16 protein-coding genes are annotated in these 19,860 nt (G+C 46.7%); 10 read left to right on the top strand and 6 right to left on the bottom strand.

Going from position 1 to position 19,860, the window contains the following annotated elements; translation table 11 throughout:
* Window positions 1–14: 14 nt before the first annotated feature.
* Both OEU88_RS13615 and OEU88_RS13620 read right to left on the bottom strand, forming a co-directional pair.
* The gene (locus OEU88_RS13615; protein ID WP_262695751.1) at window positions 15–1,169 is read right to left on the bottom strand and encodes a trans-sulfuration enzyme family protein; all 1,155 of its coding nucleotides are present in this window, start codon (window positions 1,167–1,169) and stop codon (window positions 15–17) included.
* A 22-nt stretch (window positions 1,170–1,191) separates the two neighbouring features.
* Complete coding sequence (locus OEU88_RS13620) at window positions 1,192–2,421, bottom strand: amidohydrolase family protein (RefSeq protein WP_262695752.1); 1,230 nt, start codon at window positions 2,419–2,421, stop codon at window positions 1,192–1,194.
* Window positions 2,422–2,548: 127 nt separating this feature from the next.
* Between OEU88_RS13620 and OEU88_RS13625 the strand changes: the two genes are divergently transcribed.
* On the top strand, window positions 2,549–3,535 hold the full coding sequence (locus OEU88_RS13625) for an ornithine cyclodeaminase family protein (RefSeq protein WP_262695753.1): 987 nt from the start codon (window positions 2,549–2,551) through the stop codon (window positions 3,533–3,535).
* A 142-nt stretch (window positions 3,536–3,677) separates the two neighbouring features.
* A complete protein-coding gene (locus OEU88_RS13630; RefSeq protein WP_262695754.1) occupies window positions 3,678–5,213 on the top strand; it encodes an MFS transporter in 1,536 nt (511 codons plus the stop codon).
* Window positions 5,214–5,219: 6 nt separating this feature from the next.
* Here OEU88_RS13630 and OEU88_RS13635 read toward each other — a convergent pair whose 3' ends face one another.
* On the bottom strand, window positions 5,220–6,437 hold the full coding sequence (locus OEU88_RS13635; protein WP_262695755.1) for a glycosyltransferase family 4 protein: 1,218 nt from the start codon (window positions 6,435–6,437) through the stop codon (window positions 5,220–5,222).
* A 191-nt stretch (window positions 6,438–6,628) separates the two neighbouring features.
* On the opposite strand from OEU88_RS13635, the gene OEU88_RS13640 reads away from it, so the two are divergent.
* The 4 genes from OEU88_RS13640 to OEU88_RS13655 all read left to right on the top strand — a co-directional run bounded on the left by OEU88_RS13640 (window position 6,629) and on the right by OEU88_RS13655 (window position 10,572).
* Entirely contained in the window at window positions 6,629–7,747 is a 1,119-nt protein-coding gene (locus OEU88_RS13640) for a sensor histidine kinase (protein WP_262695756.1), read from the top strand.
* On the top strand, window positions 7,744–8,481 hold the full coding sequence (locus tag OEU88_RS13645) for a LytR/AlgR family response regulator transcription factor (protein ID WP_262695757.1): 738 nt from the start codon (window positions 7,744–7,746) through the stop codon (window positions 8,479–8,481). Before OEU88_RS13640 ends, OEU88_RS13645 begins: the two co-directional genes overlap by 4 nt.
* 131 nt (window positions 8,482–8,612) lie before the next feature.
* Complete coding sequence (locus tag OEU88_RS13650; RefSeq protein ID WP_262695758.1) at window positions 8,613–9,605, top strand: TolB family protein; 993 nt, start codon at window positions 8,613–8,615, stop codon at window positions 9,603–9,605.
* On the top strand, window positions 9,595–10,572 hold the full coding sequence (locus tag OEU88_RS13655) for a TolB family protein (protein ID WP_262695759.1): 978 nt from the start codon (window positions 9,595–9,597) through the stop codon (window positions 10,570–10,572). Before OEU88_RS13650 ends, OEU88_RS13655 begins: the two co-directional genes overlap by 11 nt.
* Before the next feature lie 94 nt (window positions 10,573–10,666).
* Here the strand turns inward: OEU88_RS13655 and OEU88_RS13660 are convergent, their stop codons facing one another.
* Together OEU88_RS13660 and OEU88_RS13665 are read right to left on the bottom strand one after the other, a co-directional pair.
* Window positions 10,667–11,440 carry a glutathione S-transferase family protein gene (locus OEU88_RS13660; RefSeq protein ID WP_262695760.1) on the bottom strand — a complete coding sequence of 258 codons (774 nt, stop codon included), beginning with the start codon at window positions 11,438–11,440 and terminating at the stop codon, window positions 10,667–10,669.
* A 147-nt stretch (window positions 11,441–11,587) separates the two neighbouring features.
* A complete protein-coding gene (locus OEU88_RS13665; protein ID WP_262695761.1) occupies window positions 11,588–12,478 on the bottom strand; it encodes an ABC transporter substrate-binding protein in 891 nt (296 codons plus the stop codon).
* Window positions 12,479–12,694: 216 nt separating this feature from the next.
* Here OEU88_RS13665 and OEU88_RS13670 point away from each other — a divergent pair, with 216 nt between their 5' ends.
* A complete protein-coding gene (locus tag OEU88_RS13670; protein ID WP_262695762.1) occupies window positions 12,695–13,105 on the top strand; it encodes a DUF2177 family protein in 411 nt (136 codons plus the stop codon).
* A 48-nt stretch (window positions 13,106–13,153) separates the two neighbouring features.
* Here the strand turns inward: OEU88_RS13670 and OEU88_RS13675 are convergent, their stop codons facing one another.
* Window positions 13,154–15,184: a S9 family peptidase gene (locus OEU88_RS13675; RefSeq protein ID WP_262695763.1), complete on the bottom strand. Its 2,031-nt coding sequence runs from the start codon at window positions 15,182–15,184 to the stop codon at window positions 13,154–13,156.
* A gap of 185 nt (window positions 15,185–15,369) precedes the next feature.
* Between OEU88_RS13675 and OEU88_RS13680 the strand changes: the two genes are divergently transcribed.
* The 3 genes from OEU88_RS13680 to OEU88_RS13690 all read left to right on the top strand — a co-directional run bounded on the left by OEU88_RS13680 (window position 15,370) and on the right by OEU88_RS13690 (window position 19,836).
* Window positions 15,370–17,040, top strand: a complete 1,671-nt coding sequence (locus OEU88_RS13680; RefSeq protein ID WP_394805275.1) for an N-acyl-D-amino-acid deacylase family protein — start codon at window positions 15,370–15,372, stop codon at window positions 17,038–17,040.
* A 124-nt stretch (window positions 17,041–17,164) separates the two neighbouring features.
* Window positions 17,165–17,629 carry a (2Fe-2S)-binding protein gene (locus OEU88_RS13685; RefSeq protein ID WP_262695765.1) on the top strand — a complete coding sequence of 155 codons (465 nt, stop codon included), beginning with the start codon at window positions 17,165–17,167 and terminating at the stop codon, window positions 17,627–17,629.
* Window positions 17,629–19,836, top strand: a complete 2,208-nt coding sequence (locus tag OEU88_RS13690; RefSeq protein WP_262695766.1) for a xanthine dehydrogenase family protein molybdopterin-binding subunit — start codon at window positions 17,629–17,631, stop codon at window positions 19,834–19,836. Before OEU88_RS13685 ends, OEU88_RS13690 begins: the two co-directional genes overlap by 1 nt.
* The last annotated feature ends 24 nt before the right edge of the window (window positions 19,837–19,860 follow it).

Raw genomic sequence — 19,860 nt, forward strand, 5'->3', positions numbered from 1 at the left:
TTGGTAATATACAATCATTCGAAAACTGAATTAAGCGCCTGATTTAGGTCAGATATCAGGTCACTTGCGTCTTCGATACCGACAGAGATACGTAACAGGTTTTCCGGAATGCCGGTGTGTGGTTCTATAGTATGTCTATGTTCCACAAGGCTCTCAACACCCCCGAGTGATGTGGCCCGATGAAACAAATGCAGATTTCCGGCAACTTTAAGAGCATCGTCAGGGGAACCATTTACCAGAAATGACATCAAACAGCCGTATCCACCGGTCATTTGCGAGGAAGCCAATTTATATCCTTCATGACTAGGCAAACCCGGGTACAACACACGGGAAATATGTGGATGTTTCTCAAGATATTCTGCGACTTTTTGCGCATTACTGCACATGCGCTCCATTCTTAGCGGAAGTGTGCGCATGCCGCGCACTAGAAGCCATGCGTCGAATGCACTCAGTACAGCGCCAGCATCGTGGCGGTCTGTTTTGATTTCTTCCCAAACGAGAGTATCAACAGCGTTCGTGGAAAGCACACCTGCCAACACGTCAGAATGACCATTTATCGCTTTTGTTGCGGACTGCATTACAATGTCTGCCCCGAGGTCGAGCGCCTTTGTGAGAATAGGGGTGGCGGCTGTGCCGTCCACAAGAAGAAGGGCACCTACTGATTTTGCACACTTGGATGCAAATACAATATCGGTTGTTTTTAACCATGGATTTGACGGTGTTTCGATGAGAACTAAAGCGGGCTTGTAGTTTTCACAGGCGTTTTTGAGTTGGCTATTGTCAGGCGTATCCAATTCGTGAAGCTCAATTTCACGGCGCGCGCAGAAAGCTTGAATCCATTTAAGAGTACCCCAATAGATATTTGTTTGCACAACAACGCATGACTTATTGGGTATTGTTCTGAAAACTGCGGCAGTGGCAGCCATGCCGGATGGAAAGAGCAGGCTTTCTTTTGCGTTTTCAAGTTTTGCAAGAATGGTTTCCGCCAGTCGGATGTTGTCTCGGTCGTCTCGCCCATAAGCATTATCTGGATTTATCAGCGCATATTCGCTGTTGCGTGCATATGTGGTGGATAGCTGAATAGATGGAACGACACCGCCAGATGTTTGATCAATAGCACCTGCCGCTCGTGCTGCAATAGTAGCTGGTTTAAGTGTTTTTTTTGTCATAGTTATCTCAGTTTGTTGTTGGTTATTTAGTCCAGCGAATTTCACCATTAATCATTACAACATCCACATTATTGAGCGCTTCAATGTCTTGATGAGGGTTGCCTTTGATGGCTATTAAATCAGCCAAGTAACCAGGGGCGATTGTACCAATCTGATCGCCCATGTTGAGCGAAGTGGCGGCTAATGAGGTTGCAGACACGAGAGCATCCATTGCAGGCTGCCCGCCAACATTAACGCGGTAAATCAGCTCTTCCATATTGCGGCCATGTGCCCCAGCTACTGCATCTGTTCCAAACAAGATATTCAAGTTTGGTACTGTAAGTGCAGCTTTGAATGCTTCTAATGATTTGGGAATAGCCGCTTGCAAACCTTCAAAGCCAGCCTCATTAAAATTGCCAATGCCTGAGTAACGGTCTTGATTGTCGAAGTAATTTTGGAAAATCAGATGTGTATGCGGCGCATAGTAGGTACCGTTCTCTGCAAGGCTAACCAAAGTTTTTCGGTCAAGTAGGGCGCCGTGTTCGACAGCATTGCATCCTGCTCTGCTGGCTCGCAGCGCCGCTTCAGGGCCGTGAGCATGAACGACAGCACGCAACCCTTGTTGCTTGGCTTCGCCGCAAGCTGCATCAAGTTGTTCTTGTGATAAGTTTGGTGCGCCACCTGTGCGAATGCTCTCGGAGCCAAATATTTTGATTACGTCAGCACCTTCGGCTTTTAATTCGCGTACCCTCTCGCGCATGGCATCAGGGTCTCCAGTGCGCTCGAACAGTGCGCCCATTGAGGTGAGTACACGCGGTCCTGGCACTAAGCCGCGGTTAAGCATGTCACGTACCGGACCGTCTTCGGGGCCACCCAGTGATTGTACAGTTGTTACGCCTGCTTTCATCATGCTGTATGCGTTTTCAGTTGCATAAAGAACATGATCTTTCGGTTTTGCATCAATGTCCCAGCGGCCATCAGGGCCAAAGTGCCAACCAAGATGGACATGCGTATCAATAATGCCTGGCATTACAGTATACTCAGACCAATCCAGAACACGACTACCTTCGCCTTTGCCTGCTTCAACTATGTCAATAATCTTGCCATCGCGTACGATGATGTCACGCGCCGCCACCGACTGACCAAGACCATCTAGTATAAGCCCGGCTTTGATAACTATGGTTTCAGCGGTATTATTCTGCGCCTGTAATCCTATTGATCCTGCTATTATTGTAACTACAGCAATAATAACCTTGAACGTGAAGCCAGCCATGGCAAATCCCCTTTGTGCGTCAAACCCATACCAACAGTAACGCAATCACTCAGAATCCCAAACCGTTTCATAGTAGTGTTTTTTGTTTGCAATGCGCTACATTGAGGTTCTTATCGAAGGAGGCCTGATGTCTGATTTGCTGATTATAGATGCGCCTAGTGTGCGTAAGCTTTTGACCATGCCGCTTTGTATGGATGCAATGAAAGCTGCTGCCGTCGCTGTTACGCGTAAAGCAGTTACGGTACCGCTACGCCGATCCGTGTCGTTGCATGATGGTTCAGGTAGTCTCTTGCTTATGCCGGGCTCTAGTCTTGGGCCGGATACATATGGAGCAAAACTGATTAGCCTGCACGCTGCAAACGTAGATAGAGGCCTGCCTGTTATTCAGGGTTTTATCAGCCTTTTTGATCATGGAACAGGTGCGCCGATTGCCATTATTCATGGAGCTGCGCTTACAGCTATACGAACTGCTGCAGCATCAGGCATGGCTACACAGTTGTTAGCCCGCAAAGATGTCCAAACGCACGGTATATTTGGTGCCGGTGTTCAAGCCAGTACACATGCCGCAGCTGTTCTAGCTGCTCGCCCGAATGTTAAAGAGACAATTATTTGGGCACGTAATGAAATGAAAGCTGAGGAACTGGCAAACAAACTATCTGATGAGTTCAATACGTATGTCCGCGCAACCAACGACAAAAAAGAAGCTGCAAGATGCGATGTTGTGACAACTGTTTCTGGAGCAAGTAGTCCGTTGGTCTTTGGCAAGTGGTTAACGGCTGGAGCACACCTGAATATTGTTGGTGCACATACAGCGGACGCACGCGAAGTCGACACACAAACGATCTTAAACAGCGCAGTTTATGTGGAAACTGTCGATACAGCTTTCAAAGAAGCGGGTGATCTTATAATTCCTGAACAAGAAGGTGTTTTTAGCCGCAACGATATCGCTGGTGAAATCGGCGATGTTTTGCTTGGGAATAAATCGGGTCGAGAAAGCGATGATCAAATCACCTTATACAAGTCTTTGGGCAATGCAGCCCAGGATATACATGCAGGCTGGGCTGTATACCGGGAAGCTTTAGATAAAAAAATTGGTGTGTCCGTACCTTTTTAAATTATTGCTGAAGCGTGAGATTATATGCGCATCAATCGCAGCATACAAACGCTTGAGCTCAATGTTCTTTGACTTTGCTGGTTTAGAACGGTTTCTATCATCACAGATAGGAATACATATATCACTATTGTAAAGAGCGGTTATGAGCGAACAAAACATTGATATTAAATCCACCAGCGTTAAGGACGTTGAGCAACTTGGTACTTTTGCTGCCTTAGCCAGTCTTTCCTATGTGTTCTGGATATGCGGCGGTATGGAGATGATCGAGCGGCTCGCCTTTTATGGTGTTCGTACTGTGGCTGGCCTTTATGGTCGGGACTCTATCGCAGAAGGAGGCTTGGGTCTGGGTGGTGCCGAGCTTGGCATAATATTCAGCATTTGGGCGATGGTGCAAGCATGGGTGCCGGTTTTAACAGGTGGTTTGTCCGATCGGTATGGCTACAAGGAAACCATCTTTGCTTCTACCGTGTTTAAGATACTTGGCTATCTTATTATGGCTTGGTTTGCCTCCTTTTGGGGCTTTCTTATCGGCGCTGTGGTGTTGGCTTTTGGCACAGGTATTTTTAAGCCGGGTCTTCAGGGAACAATCGTTAAGGCCAGTAATCGCCGTAATAGCTCTGTTGCTTGGGGTGTCTTTTATCAAACCGTCAACATTGGCGGTTTTCTAGGGCCAATTGTTGCGGGATACATGAGGCAGCTTGCATGGGAGAATGTTTTTTATGCCTGTGCGGCCATAATATCGATCAACTTTTTGTTGCTTGCAACGTACCGCGAACCAGACAAACAAGCGCGTCTTGATCACCGCGAGCGCGTGAAAAATGGCGAGATTACCGAGGCGCCATTATGGCGAGAAGCTTTGAGCGAACTTAAGCAACCTTTGCTGATCTGGTACATGGTTTTATTCTCGGGTTGGTGGTTTATGTTTTATCTATACTGGGACGTAGGGCCGCTTTATTTTGATGATTGGGTCAATACTAAAACCCTTGTTTCCTCTATATGGGGAAGCTCTGAACCATCAGCACTTGCGAAACGTTTCTGGGTTATGGACGATACAGGCACCTATATTTTGCCTGAAGGCCTGATTAATGTGAACGCACTTTTGATTATGGTTTTTTGCTTTTTGATTGCTGGATTTAGTGCGCGGCTTAGGGCTGCGAATTCGATGGCAATAGGTACTTTTCTGGCTGCAGGTGCGTTTATCATTATTGGCGGAACGAATGCTGCCTGGATAACTGTTGCTGCTATTGCAGTTTTCTCTGTTGGTGAGATGCTGTCCAGTCCGAAGTTGCTGGAATATATGGGCAATATCGCACCGCCTGACAAGAAGGCAATGTATCTTGGTTTTACACAGTTGCCTGTTGGACTGGGGTGGACACTTGAGGGATTTGTCGGCCAATATTTTTACGGTGAGTATGCTTCTAAGGACCAAGTCGCACGCTTGGCTCTGGCCGAAAAAGGTTGGACACAAGAGGCTGTGAATGCAGTGCCCGCTGATGAAGCTTTTGGTGCGCTTGTCAAGATTACAGGTACAAGTGCAGATGTTTTAACACAGCAATTATATACTGCGCATAATGTTGGCGTGCTGTTTCATTTTATGGCGATTGTCGGGATTGTTGCAGGTGTTGGTCTGTATATATACGGGCGCTGGACATATCAATTAGTGACCGATAAACCTTAAGGTTGGTTATCCAATATTGTTTAGAACAGTCATGAACTCATCAGATTTTGACTGCCAGCCTTGTGTTTGCGCATGGGAGAGTGCGTTCTTGCTCATGGTCTTGAGTAGAGCTTCGTCAGATAGGAGCCTGATTAAAGCGTCTGCGATGTCTGCTGGATTGTTGCCGTCCACGAGAAGGCCGGTGACACCGTCTTGAATAGCATCTGGCACGCCGCCTGCGTCACCACCGATGGATGGTGTTCCAACTGCGGCGGCCTCTAAGAACACAAGGCCAAAGCCTTCGGTGTCACCATCTGGCATTGTTCTGTTTGGGGATGCGAACACATCAGCATGTCGGTAAAATTCAGGTAAGTCGCCTGAAGCAACGCGGCCTAGCATTTTGATACTGTGGTGTAACTCCAACTGACCAATTCTGTCTTCCAATGCTTCACGCATGGGACCATCACCGCCGATGCATAATGTGACATCGGGGCATTCTTTTTTAATAATCGGCCATGCTTCAACAAGTTTATCGAAACCCTTACGTGCAACAAGACGTCCGCAAGAAAAGACAAAGCGCCCAGCAGGTATGGTTGCAGGTTTTTCGTGTGCTTGTTGAGCTTGATACTTGAACATTTCCAAGTCAACACCGTTAGTGATGCAACTGATTTTGCCTCTGTCAATACCGTAAAGATTGATTACGGCATTGGCTGTAAAGCTACTCACCACAACAGTTGCATCTGCAGCCATAAATGCCTGTTTGCGTGCACGGTCGGCTGTTGCAGAGTGGGTTTTTTGGGTTACTTCTTCCCCGTGTACATAAAGTACAGATTTTAAGGCCGGATGTTTTTTGATGCGGCTTGCCAACCAACCAAGTGCATCAAGTGCGCCGATGCATATATGAGTGATGCCTTCCTGCGCAGCTATGTCCTGAATTCTTTGCCAGACTTTTCGCTGTATGCTCGTTGCTATAAGCTTGTTTCTGATGCGGGCGGGGATTGAAACATGCCCTGATGTCAGATTTGGCCTCAATCTTGGCAATCTGCGAACAGTGTAAGGCGCGCCTGCATCAAACTGACGCCACGCCTCAACTTCCTCGCCAGACGTATAATCGATGTACGCAGTTAAAACCTGAATTTGCTGTGGTTCACACGTAGCTAATGCGTCGTAAACGGCTAATGCACCACCGATAAGGGGGCGGTAGTGCGGGCAAACAAACAAGCATTTTGTCTCTGCATCGGTCACGTTTGTCCCCCGTTTATTGTTCGAATAGTTACTTAACATGTCATTTTGATATGTATTGCAAGGTAATTTAACCGGTTATGGTCTGAAATCAGCTATTTATCTTCATATGCCTACTGTTCGTTGTTTTTAATGTTTAGCATGTTGATGATGGTTTAAAGTTTGCGTGTAGCGAAGTCTAAAAGGTGATTGGTATGTCGAAAGAAAGTGATGCTTTAACTGATGAGATAATATCGGCAGACGTGAACGTTGCCCCACGCTATTTTACCAAAGCACGCTTTAGCGTTTTGATACCAGTGTGGTTGCTTGTTTTCTTTGGGATAAATGTTTTTTACAAAACCAAGCTTGTCCTTCGAACTGATTATGATTGGACCATAGTTTTCGATTTTTTTGGTGCGGATGGTATGTTGGGCCTTGCCATTGCGACCACATTGATCATATCGCATGAACTATCGACCGCTGTACTTCACAAGATAGTCGGAAGCCTGAGTAACCCATTTTCTCCAAGAGTACTGGCTATCATTCAATATTGTTTTTCTGTGCTTGTTGGAATTCTAGGTGTTTTTGGTACGTTGCAACTGTGGTTTCGTGGTTTGTATGGTATGGAGCCAGATACGGGTTTTATGATAGACATGGCCGTTATTGCAACGGGTCTGCCGCTGATCATTATCGGTGTGCTTGATAGTTTTCATTATCATGGTGCGTGGCAAAAAGAACGTTTGCAACATGAAGAAAGCGCCCGGCATGCTTTGGCAGCCGAACTGGAGGCGCTGCGTACTCATATCAACCCGCATTTTTTGTTTAATAGTTTTGCAACGCTATCTCAATTTATCAAAGATGATGCGGAAAGTGCGGTTGAGTTTGTTGACGACCTTTCGGATGTTTACCGCTATGTGTTACAAAACCGTGAAGAAGAAACGGTGGTATTGGCGGATGAATTGAAGGCGGTTGAAGCGCTGGTGAGAGTGCAAAAAGCGCGTGTGCCAGGCGGTCTTGTGCTGGATATGGCGATTGATGAAAGAGCACGCCGTGCAAGGATACCAACACTCGCTATATACACATTGATGGAAAATGCGTTGAAACATAACATCGTTGCGCCGCAACAACCTTTAACGGTGCGTATAAACATTGATGATGACGGTCACCTTGTTGTTGAAAACAATTTGCAGCCACGCCGCACGCGAGCATCGCTTGGCAGCGGCCTTGATAACCTGGATCGGCGTTTCAGGCTGATGTCAGACAAAGGGTTGGAGATAATAAAAAATGATAAATTCTTCACTGTAAAAACACCGTTGCTTGGATACTCATCGTGAGAATTCTCGTTGTAGAAGACGAACCTGCCGCTGCTGCAAGACTTGGCGGTTTGATCAAGGATGAACGCTCTGGCGCTAAAATTGTGCGCACTGAAGCAACCGCTCATGGTGCGGCGAATTTTTTACTTAAGGAAGATGTGGACCTTATTTTTCTGGATGTTCAGCTGGCGGATGGCTTGTGCTTTGATATTTTTGAAGCTGTTGAACCTAACTGTCCGGTGATTTTCTGCACAGCATATGATGATTACGCCATCCAGGCATTTAAAGCGAATGGCATTGAGTATCTTCTAAAACCAATACGTGCAGAAGACATAGCGCGCGCGTTTGCAAGGTATGACAGTTTAGCAGCCCAGTTCATAAGCGAGACAAAGCAATTAAGCGATATTGATTATGATGCAGGGTTTAAGAAAAGATTTCTGATACGTGCTGGAGATAGACTTCTGGGTGTTAATGTCGCGGATATCGCGTTTTTACAATCACTAGACCGCAACGTAATTGTTATGACTCGATCAGGAAAAGACTATTATATTGACGGTACACTCACTGCACATGAAAGCAAGTTGGATCCGGATGTCTTTTTTCGGGTTAATCGTCAAAGGATAGTTGCCTTTGATGCGATTGAAGATATTCGTATTGAAGACGGTAAATATCAACTCAAGATTGAGGCAGAACCATCACCTGTTCGGGTCAGCCGTGAAAAAATGGCGTCTTTCCGAAAATGGTTGGATCGTTAGATACCTGTCAGGTTTGTTTTTCGACAGTTTATACCAGTTTTACCCACTTCATCACTTTGTAAATTCATAACTAAAATGACGAATTAGAGTGTGCTCATTGATCCAGTATTGGAGTTTTTGGAGCACGTTTAATGCTTAGTTATTTGCTATTTCAATGGGCAAGCTGTCTTCGCAGATTTGCCTTATTACTTACTGTGTTGATTATACCTGCTTCTTTCAGTGTTGCAGCCGATGATGATTATCTCCGAAGTGACTTTGCACCTAGCTTTTCGCCAGATGGTAATCAAGTTGTGTATTACTCATATCGCGGAAGACCAAGTGATTTCCCCGATCTTTACATATATGACGTACGGACTGGTGTTGAACGACAACTAACCAACACAGCTGATCAATGGGAAATAGAGCCTGTGTGGTTGCCGGATGGAGATTTAATCCAGTTTGCTGGTGGCCCCTCTATGGCTGAGTTGTCAACGCAAGTCATTAAACCTGATGGTAATGGACGCCGAAGTGTTTCGTATGGTCGCGGCGAAGGCCCTGCTTATTGGTCGCCTGACGGTCGTTTTCTAACGATGCGTACCCCTTATGGTGACAATGGTGTCTCTCAACTGATGATTTATGATCCTTCCACTGAAGCAACGCATACCATTGAAACAGGTCTGCCTGGTCAAAACACTATCCCGAGTTGGTCCCCTGACGGGCAGCATCTTGTTTTTTCACACAAACCTTTGGGGCAGGAACGCGGTGGCGAATTATACCGCATCAACATTAACGGGGGTGAAGCTGACCGCCTTACCCACAACAATATGGAAGAGTATAAAACGTCCTGGTCACCAGATGGAAAAGCCATCTTCTTTATGGCGAACGAACATAATGGGCCATCGCATATTTACCGTGTGTCTGCTTTTGGCGGCGCAGCCGTCCGTATGACATCAGACAATAATAGCCCCGCGTATTTTCCAGAAGTTTCTGCTGATGGAACGACCGTTTATTTCAGCGGCCTGAATGCAAAAGGGGAAACGCGCATCATGGCTTTGCCGGCTAATGCGCGCCAGCAACAGGCATTGGAAATCGAAGATATGGTTGAGCAAAGAAGCATTAATGAGGAGCGTTCGAATGATAGGTAAGTTTAAAACAGTAACCACACCTCTTTTAAGCGCGATGCTGCTGATTGCAATAACGGGAGCGGCGGCTTTAGTACAAGGAAACCCATATGACACGGCACCTACCTGGAGCCGAGATGGCCAGTTCATTTATTTTTACACATACCGACACGGCAATGCCGAGTTATATAGGATGACACCAGACGGCGAAAATCAAACCCGTATAACCGAGAGCGATTATAGTAATTGGTGGACAGCATCGCTCAGTGACCCAGATAAATTGATTGTTGTGTCTGACCGCGATTCCGGCAGGCTTTTTGGTGGTTCCAATTTATTTCTTCTGGATATTAAGACTGGTGATTTTGATAATTTAACTAATGTAGCTACCGGGCGCTGGGCTGCGGCGCCAAGTGTTGCGACAGAAAAGAATATTGTACTTTATGCAGAATCAGAGAAGTTTGGCATGGATATGCCGCGGGAGCTGAAGCTGCTTGATCTCAATACACAAGAGATCACATCTTATCCTGATGATCCGCGCCATAACAACCTGCATCCAGCCGTTAGTGCTGACGGCACTGTTGTTTCTTATGCCCGCCGGAGTGATAGCGGTGTAACGATTTATCTAAATGATTTAACAGGTCAACATGAGCGGCCCTTTTTAGATGTACAGGGTGACCCGCCTCTTACTAGTTTGTCTGCCAACGGTGATTGGATTGTTTTCACTCTTGGTATGTCGGCGAGGACTTTAGGAGAAGACGGGAAAATGATTGCTGAGCGTGAAGTTCTTCTTGCACGCACTGATGGAACAGTTTTGAGGCGCCTAACTGTGTCCGCATCATCTGATCATGGCGCGGTGTTTTCACCAGATGGCAAGACGATAACGTTTGCCAGCTATCGTCATGGTCCCTCAGAGATTTTTGCCATCGATGTTGAAGGCAATCATGAACGCAATATAACGAGAACGTCCGTAGAGGAAACAGGCGAACATTAATATGCTGCGCATGGTGCAACCCCTATGCCTTTGCAGCAGGAGCGGTTGGTGTATTGCCAGCCGCTCCGACTAATTTAAAATTGTTATCGAACCTTTAATCAAATGGCCAGGGGTTGGTTATAAAGGCTTCATCTACACACCAAGGGTTGCGGGGTAGGTGAGTGCTCACATTTTCAAGCCAAGGGCGCAAGGTGGGGTGCTCACCCAAGGGTAGCACATCGGTTAATCCAACTTGGTACATAAACATCATTTGTCCATAGACTGCTAAATCAGCCATTGAGGGTGCATCATATCCACCTAAAAACGGTCCATTACCAAGGTGTTGGGCTAGTTCCCCGATTAAGCGCATTTGCATAACCTGGAACGGCTCATTCATATCAAGGTGTGCGACCAAATCTTTAATAAAGCCTGCATTTTTCAGTATTTCGGGCCATGCTTCCTTGATGTGGTCAGGCATTTTGGCGCCGCTGGAAACTATGTCGGCTAAACGCCATGCACGTTTTTTAAATGCATCGTTCATTTCTGCTTCAATTGCAGACCTAAAGATCATTCCGGGGATGAATTGATCACTCACCCAGTCGTCAATCGCAGTTATTTTCTGACGATCTTTATCATTTTGACTAAGCAGCGGTTTGGCTGGGAAAAGCTCGTCTAACCATACACCTACCTTTGAGGAATCTCGTCGCCACTCTTCGCCAATTTTTAATACAGGGACTTGTGTGCCACCAGAAAAAGCGATTGTTTTTTCCGGCTCTACCGGACTTACACCCACAAATTTGAAAGGGAGTTCCTTGTAATAAAGATAACACGAAACTTTTCGGACATAGGGACTGGTTGTGTAACCATAAAGAGTAATGTCAACAGACATGGCGTTCCTTTCTTGTTCTTAATCAGACATAGATGGCTGAACAAAAAAAGACAGGCTGAACAACTAATCGTGACATAATAATTTGAAACCTCATGCCTTATCTGGCCTGAATACTATCTCCACAAGGTGTGGGTGGCAGTGTTTTTCCTATGGCTTCTTCTCTGTTGCCATCTCTGCCAATCCTAGTTTCCCTGCTTCTTCCCTAATGTAAATGGCTGCGTCTGCAGCAAACAGGGCATTACAGGACAGATAGCGACTTGGTACGTCAATCACAGGTATGCCAACCAGCAGTTTGCTAACAATAGGATGGTTCGTTAAAGACCAGTTTGAGCGCACAGTGGTTAAATCAAAAAAGCTAGTGATAATGACATCAGGCGGCGTTTTTATTATGGCTTCCAGAGGCAAGGGAGACCACCCTGTTTGCCCATATGTATCAGCCATTGTTGTGAAGCCTGCCATATTAATTGTGTCGTTTACAAACGTTCCTTTACCAGCTGAAAACCCACCTGCCGTGATGTAAAGAGCTTTGCCTTTATATGGTGGTTCCTCTGAAAGGTGCTCAAGCATGTTCTTTCGTTTAGTAACAAAATCACGTGCTTCGGCTTCGCGGTTAATCTTTTTGGAAAAAGAGATCAGGTTGTCGTAGTTGCCTTGTGGTGTGGAAGCAAAGCCAATAGACACACTACTGATACCAGCGCGCTCGTATAACGTGTCAGTTTGAAAGCTACCAAACCATTGACGTACAGTAATATCCGGTTTTCGTATTAGAATTTCTTCTGCAGTCCCACGCGTCTTTGCAATAGCTTGGGCACGGTCAGCATAAAATGAAAAAGGGCTATGTGCATCTTTTGATAATGCATCGATCTGGTCGGGCTGTGCCAGCGCCAATACAAATTGATCGGCACAATAGTCTACGGATGTTATTATTGGCTCAGCGTTATTTGTTTGAGCGGATATGACAGAACTGGATAACAAAGGCGCTAACCAAGAAAATGCTCTTATGTATAAGCGTAGTTTTGTACGTTTTTTCAGTGTCATAAAAATCTGGTCCAATGTCACCAGAGGCGAAAACATCTATTGTGCAGCAACTTCTGTTAAATCATAGCGAATACACCGTCAAATACGATAGTTGTTTTGTCGTCTTTGGAGCTGAGAATGGTAATGGCCTGCGTGAAATATATACTCGAACTTGCCCGATATGATCTGATGACCCGTTTTTTGCGTTTAAAGAGCTGAAATATAAGGAGATAAAGTATGGCGTTTTTCAAGACATATATTGTGACGTTACTGGCATTTTCAGCCATTGACGCAGTGTGGCTCGGTGTTGTTGCTCCTGATTTTTATGCCACTCATATCGGGCATCTTATGGCTGAAAATGTTAATTGGGGTGCGGCAGTTGCTTTCTATCTTTTGTACATTGCCGGTATTGTAAAGTTTGGTATCAATACTGTGGATGCGTCAAAAGGCTGGAAAGCTGCAGCTCTAAATGGGGCAACATTTGGTTTAATTGCCTATGCTACATATGACCTGACGAACTATGCAACGCTCACGGATTGGCCGCTTATAGTTGTGGTTGCTGATATGATTTGGGGTGCGTTTATTACAGGCTCTACTGCAGCTATTGGATACACGTTTCATCAGAGATGGCGCACGGCCGATGAATAGCTGTTTGTGTGGTGATGACCTTGGCCATCACCACCATATACTAGCAAGCTAGTCTTTCTTCCATTCACCGAACCATTTATCAAGGATAGCAATGGTGCGCAGCATATTTGATGGAATGCTTGTTGTGCCGTGATACTCGCCGTGGATAACAACCAGTTTGGTTGGGGTGCCCAGCATTTTCAGGGCAGTATACATTTCCTCGGCTTGCGACAGCGGTGTGCGCAAATCTTTGTCGCCGGTCATAAAGAGTGTTGGCGTTTTGATATGCGGCGCGCGCGTTAATGGGCTGTGTTTGATCCAAAGTGAAGGGTCTTCCCACCACGGTGTACGGAACCGTTTGTTACCCCATGCAATGATATCAGCTGTGCCTGCAAAGCTGATCCAGTTGATAACAGGGCACAATGCAGCAGCACCCGCAAACCGGTCAGTATTACCAACAACCCAGGTTGTCAGTACACCGCCACCGGAACAGCCTGCTACATACATTTGTTTTTCGTCGATGTAGCCACGATTAACAACTGTATCGACCCCGGCCATCAGATCATCAAAATCACGGCGGCCCGGATAGCGGTTGTCAATGGCATTAGCAAATTCAGAGCCGTACCCAACTGATCCGCGCGGATTGGTGTAAACAACCACATAGCCTTTGGCGGCCAATGCTTGCCACATGAAGTTGAAATTCACACCGTACATGCCGTGAGGACCACCATGGATGTAAAGCAGCATTGGATATTTTTTTGACGGATCAAAGTCCGGCGGTGTGATAACCCATCCTTGTACTTTTGTATTATCACTGCTGTCGTACCAGATTTCTTCTACAGCGCCAGGTGTGAGGCCTGCCATGACATCAGCGTTTAGTGCGGTTAGCTGTTTCAGTTCACCGTTAGACACGTCGCCGATTGCAAGATTGAAGTCAGTCATTGCATCACGGTAACGACCAACAAATTTACCAGCGGCGTTCATGCTATCCAGTGTCATACGGTGGTCGCCTTTTGTAATGGCTTCCATATTGCCATTAAGGCGTAGTCGCATGATCTGGTTTTCACCCTCTGTTGCAACAGAAAAGTAAACACGGTCATTGCGGCGGCTGAACATAAACCCGCCAGCACCTGCAGGCAGGTCATTGCTGATCATGCGCTCATTTGCGCCATCAACACCAACTGCGCGAACTTCGTCTGTGCCGTAAGTCGTTATTACATCTACCTTGCCAGCGTAAACAACGGTTGAGCCATCCGGGCTAACTGCAGGTGATGTCCAGTAACCTTCCTGAGTGGTCAGTTGGGTTATATTACCAGAGCTAATATCCAACTTATGGATATGAGAGCTATATTTCGCTTCGTTTGTATTACCAGCAGGACCATTGCCGTCAAAAACAATTGAGCTACTGTCCGGTGTGAAAGTAAACGGTGTGCCGCTTACCATACCAGAGAAAAGCGAACTTGTTTGCCAGCGCCCTTCAGTGAGTTGCCTGGCTGTTCCACCCTCTGAAGGAACGATGAAAAGATGGTCATATCCTGTGATCGCTCCGACGCGGTCTTGCCGGTAGTGTAGTGTATCAATGACCGTTGCTGGTTTGGTCCACTTTGCACCTTTTGGCGCTGCTGCAATCTTGATATCCCAATCAGTTGATGTTGGAACACGTGAGCGGAACGCAATTGATTCTCCGTCTGGAGACCAGCGAATGATTTGAGGTGGGTTTTGACCGTGCGTTAACTGACTAATGGCACCTTCATCATCCATCCAGCGGACAAATACTTGCCGCGTGTCATCATCAGCAGTTGCAATGTAAGCAACACGATCGCCGTTTGGTGACCAGCGCATACCGGTTCCTTTTACGAGGAATCTGTTTTTGCTGCCGTCAGCGTTCATCAGCCATATCTCTGATGCCCAGCGGTCGTTCATCTCGTCAACGCGTGAGCGAACATAGGCAACCTGATTGCCGTCTGGCGACAGCTGTGCGCCGGTTACGCGTTCCCAATTCATATAAATTTCTGGTGTTATCGTTTGTGCGTTTGCTGCAAATCCAATCATGCAAACAAAAGCTAGAGCAGTCGAAACTGCATGCAGTAGCCTGATCATGAAACTCTCCCCTTATTAATCCCGAAGCACACTATAGTTTAAATTTATAATTTTGTCAGCCAGCTATGAATAACTGAAGGGTTGTTGACGTGAGTGCCGCGTATACGGCAAGCTTGATGGTGACACTGGAAGCAAACGGAGGGCTGGATAACATGAATGGTATTGCAAAATTACTGATTGGGTTGATGGTGATTGGCGCTGTCACCTGGTTTATATATGATCGTTCTGCACCTACTATCCAGTATGACCTGATCATAGCTAATGGTACTGTTTATGACGGCAGCGGAGGTAGCCCATACACAGCGAATGTCGCTGTCAGTAAAGATCGTATAGTAGCAATCGGTGATATTGATCCAAAACGCAGCAATCTGGTGATTGATGCAAGTGGTATGGCGGTGGCTCCCGGTTTTATCAATGTTCTGAGCTGGGCAACGGAATCGTTGTTGGTTGATGGCCGAAGTCAAGGTGATATTCGTCAAGGCGTTACAACCGAGGTATTTGGTGAGGGTAGTACCATGGGCCCTATCAATGCTGAAATGCGCCGCGAGATGATTGAACGACAAGGTGACCTTAAATTTGATGTTGCCTGGACAAGTTTTGGCGATTATCTGATGCATCTGGAGCAAAAAGGTATCTCGCCTAACGTAGCGTCATATTTGGGGGCTACTACAGTTCGCATCAATGTTCTCGGTTATGAAGACCGTCACGCAACGCCTGCAGAGCTATCAAGAATGCAGGAAATTGTCGCCGAGGCGATGGAAGAGGGTGCTCTAGGTATAGGATCGTCGCTCATATATGCGCCAGCAGCTTATGCAAATACAGAAGAACTGATTGCGTTGATGCAAACTGCGTCCCGTTATGGTGGTGGTTATATTTCACATATGCGGAGCGAAGGTGACAGGTTTGAAGAAGCGGTTGATGAGCTGATTTCTATTGCGCGGGCGACAGATGCACCGGCCGAGATTTATCACTTAAAAGCAGCAGGTAAAAGCAATTGGCATAAAATGGATCGGGTCATAGAAAAAGTAGAAGCAGCCCGTGCTGAAGGTCTGAAAATTACTGCTGATATGTATAGCTATGTTGCTGGTGCAACAGGTCTGGATGCAATGATGCCGCCATGGGTACAGGAAGGTGGCTTTAGCGAATGGTCCAAACGCTTGCAGGATATGTCGCTGCGTCCGCGTTTAATAGAAGAGATGTCATCACCACAAGATTGGGAAAACCTCTATCTGGCGGCGGGTAGCGCTGACAAAGTGCTACTAACAGGGTTTAAAAGTGCCACCTTGAAACCATTGACAGGAAAGTCTCTTGCCGAAGTGGCCCAGATGCGCGGAAAAAGCCCTGAAGAAACGGCGATTGAGCTGGTCATTGAAGATGGAAGTCGTGTTGGAACAGCTTATTTCATTATGTCCGAAGAAAATTTGCGAAAGAAAGTGCAACTACCTTGGGTAAGTTTTGGCTCTGATGCAGGTTCATATACTGTTGCTGAGCCATTTACACTCAGCGGAACACATCCGCGTGCGTATGGTAACTTTGCTCGTGTTTTTGCAAAATATGTGCGCGAAGACCAAGTGTTGTCCGTAGAAGAGGCCGTGCGTAAAATGACGTCATTGCCTGCAGCCAATATGCAATTGCGTGAGCGCGGTAGTTTGAAAGCTGGGTATTTTGCAGACATTGTGATCTTTGACCCCACCACTATTCAGGATCATGCAACTTTTGATGATCCACACCAGTATTCAACTGGCGTGAGCGAGGTTTTCATTAACGGTGTACACGTATTGAAAAATGGTGAGCATACTGGATCAACACCAGGACGCGTGTTGCGTGGTCCCGGTTGGACTGGTTGGGCTCAATAAGTCCAATAACAGAGTTCATAGACAGCGCACAGTAACTCCGCTGTTTATGTGACATTGGCCACATTCGACATATATCCATACATAAGGCCAATATGAAGCGATCTGTCAGGAAAAGGTGCGCGATATGAAGTTTACACTCAACGTTAATGATCAAATCCACGATGTGGATGTTGAGCCGGATACGCCATTGTTGTGGGTTTTGCGCGATGAATTGGGTTTTAAAGGTGTAAAGTTTGGATGCGGTGTTGCGGCATGCGGCGCTTGCACCGTGCATCTTGACGGTACGGCAACACGTACATGCGTTTTACCGATTGATGCGATCGATGGTGAGGCTATCACGACGATTGAAGGTTTGGCTGACGCGGATGTGCTTAGCGGCGTTCAGCAGGCTTGGATTGATCATCAAGTACCACAGTGCGGCTATTGCCAGTCAGGTATGATTATGGCGGTTAGCGCGCTTCTGGATGAAATACCTAATCCAACAGATGATGACATAGATGCATCCATCACCAACATATGCCGTTGTGGTAGTTATCCAAGAGTACGCAAAGCTATTCATGCAATTGCAGCCAGTAAGGGAGACGCGTAATGTCAAAGAAATTGACGCGCCGTAAATTCCTGATGGGTTCAGGCGCCGTTGTAGGTGGTGGTTTGGTGCTTGGTTATGTTGCGCTGCCTAACCAGTTAAATGATTTGGCAAAAGCAAATAAAGGATCAGGCGCGGTTCTTTCGGGCTGGATCAGAATAACACCTGATAACAAAGTAACCGTAATGGTGCCTCATTCTGAAATGGGGCAGGGTGTTCATACCGCTTTACCGATGATGGCTGCCGATGAACTGGATGCGGATTGGGATTTGGTTTCCATGGAACAAGCACCAGCTTTGTCCGAGTATGCAAATGAGCCTCTCGGTGAAGGTTTTATTGTTGGTGGTAAATCAGTGCCAGATATTCTGGCACCGCTTATTAACAAAGCTTTCTATCAAATAGCGCAGGCTATGAATTTGCAGATTACTGGTGGCTCGACCTCAGTGCGATTTACAGGGCATTACGGTATGCGTGTTGCTGGTGCTGCTGCGCGTGAGATGCTTTTGAGAGCTGCTGCCCAAGAATGGGAGGTTTCGCTCAATTCGCTTTCTGCCAGCAAAGGTGTGGTGACACACCTTCCAAGTGGCCGGTCGTTGACATACGGCGAACTGGCAGAGGCTGCGTCTACATTTGACCCCAACCCTACGCCCGTTTTGAAAGCAAAGGCGGAGCATACAATTGTAGGCACAAAACGGAAACGTTTTGATATCCCGTCCAAGGTGGATGGTAGTGCCAAATACGGTATTGATGCCGAAGTGGATGGTATGCTGTATGCTGCTATTGCCCGTGTGCCGGTTCACGGTGGTACGGTCACATCAATTGATGAGGTTGCGGCTGCTGCAATGCCGGGTGTTAAAAAGATTTGTAATCTTGGTTACGGCGTTGCTGTCGTTGCAGACAAATACTGGCGGGCAAAAAAGGCGCTTGAGGCTGTTAATTTCGAGTTTGACGGCGGCGAAGCCAGTACACTCAACTCATCGGCTATTTCAGCAAAGTTTGAACGTGATTTGGATACAATGGAGCCTGAATTTGATATCGAAAAAGGTGATGTCAACTTTGAAGGTGTTTCAGGGTCTAATATACATGATGCACAATATGAGGTGCCTTATCAGGCTCATGCCTGTATGGAGCCGCTAAATTGTACAGCATGGGTGCGTGACGGTATGTGTGATGTATGGACAGGGTCGCAGGCACCGTTGATGGCACGCGCGACCGCTGCAAATGCGGCTGAGGTCGATGAAGAGAATGTCACTGTTCATGGCTTTATGCTTGGTGGCGGTTTTGGGCGGCGTATTCATGCAGAAAATGACTATGTTGCTCCCGCTGTTGAAATATCGAAAATGGTTGGTGCACCGGTTAAGACTGTGTGGTCCCGCGAAGAAGACATGCGGTTTGATGAGTACCGACCAGCCGTTATCAGTAGGTTCCGAGGCGTATTGGACGAGGGTAACAAGCCATCTATGTGGTATAATCGCTATTCTGATAAGCGTGAGCCAGTTGAGGCACCGTTAGTGCCATACAGTATTCCTGGCCAGTCCATCGGTTATGTTGTCAGTCAAAGCCATTTGAAACTGGGCCCGTGGCGTAGTGTTGATCATTCACAGCATGCTTTCTTTACCGAAAGTTTCATTGATGAGTTGGCGTACAAGGCAGGTATTGATCCGCTGGAATACCGTTTGTCATTACTTGGTGATGCTCCGCGCCATGCAGCTGTGCTGCGAGCTGCAGCTGTTAAAGCTGGATGGTATAGTGGCAAGCGCGGCGGGCGTGCAATGGGAGCTGCTGTTCATGAGAGCTTTGGCTCTATTTGTGCCCATATCGCTGAAGTATCTGTTGATGAGAGCGGACAATTGCGTGTGCACAGAGTATTTAGTGCTGTTGATTGCGGTGAAGCTATTAATCCTGACAATATCGAATCACAGATTGAAAGCGCTATAATTTACGGTATGACGGCGGCATTATACGGAGAGATAACCGTTGAAAATGGTGCCGTTGTTCAAGGCAATTTCCCTGACTACGAGATGGTTCGTATGGATGAAGTACCTGAAATTGATGTGCAAATTATCGAGTCTGGTGCACCCCTAGGCGGTATGGGCGAGCCTGGTTTGCCGCCTATTGCTCCTGCTATCACTAACGCTATTTTTGCAGCAACGAACATTAGAGTGCGGAAGTTGCCGCTAATGAATGTTGACCTGAAAGCTGGCGTTTAGTCGACTTGGCTTTTGATCGATTTA

Origin of the sequence: Kordiimonas aquimaris (assembly GCF_025574485.1) — a bacterium.
Classification (GTDB): domain Bacteria; phylum Pseudomonadota; class Alphaproteobacteria; order Sphingomonadales; family Kordiimonadaceae; genus Kordiimonas; species Kordiimonas aquimaris.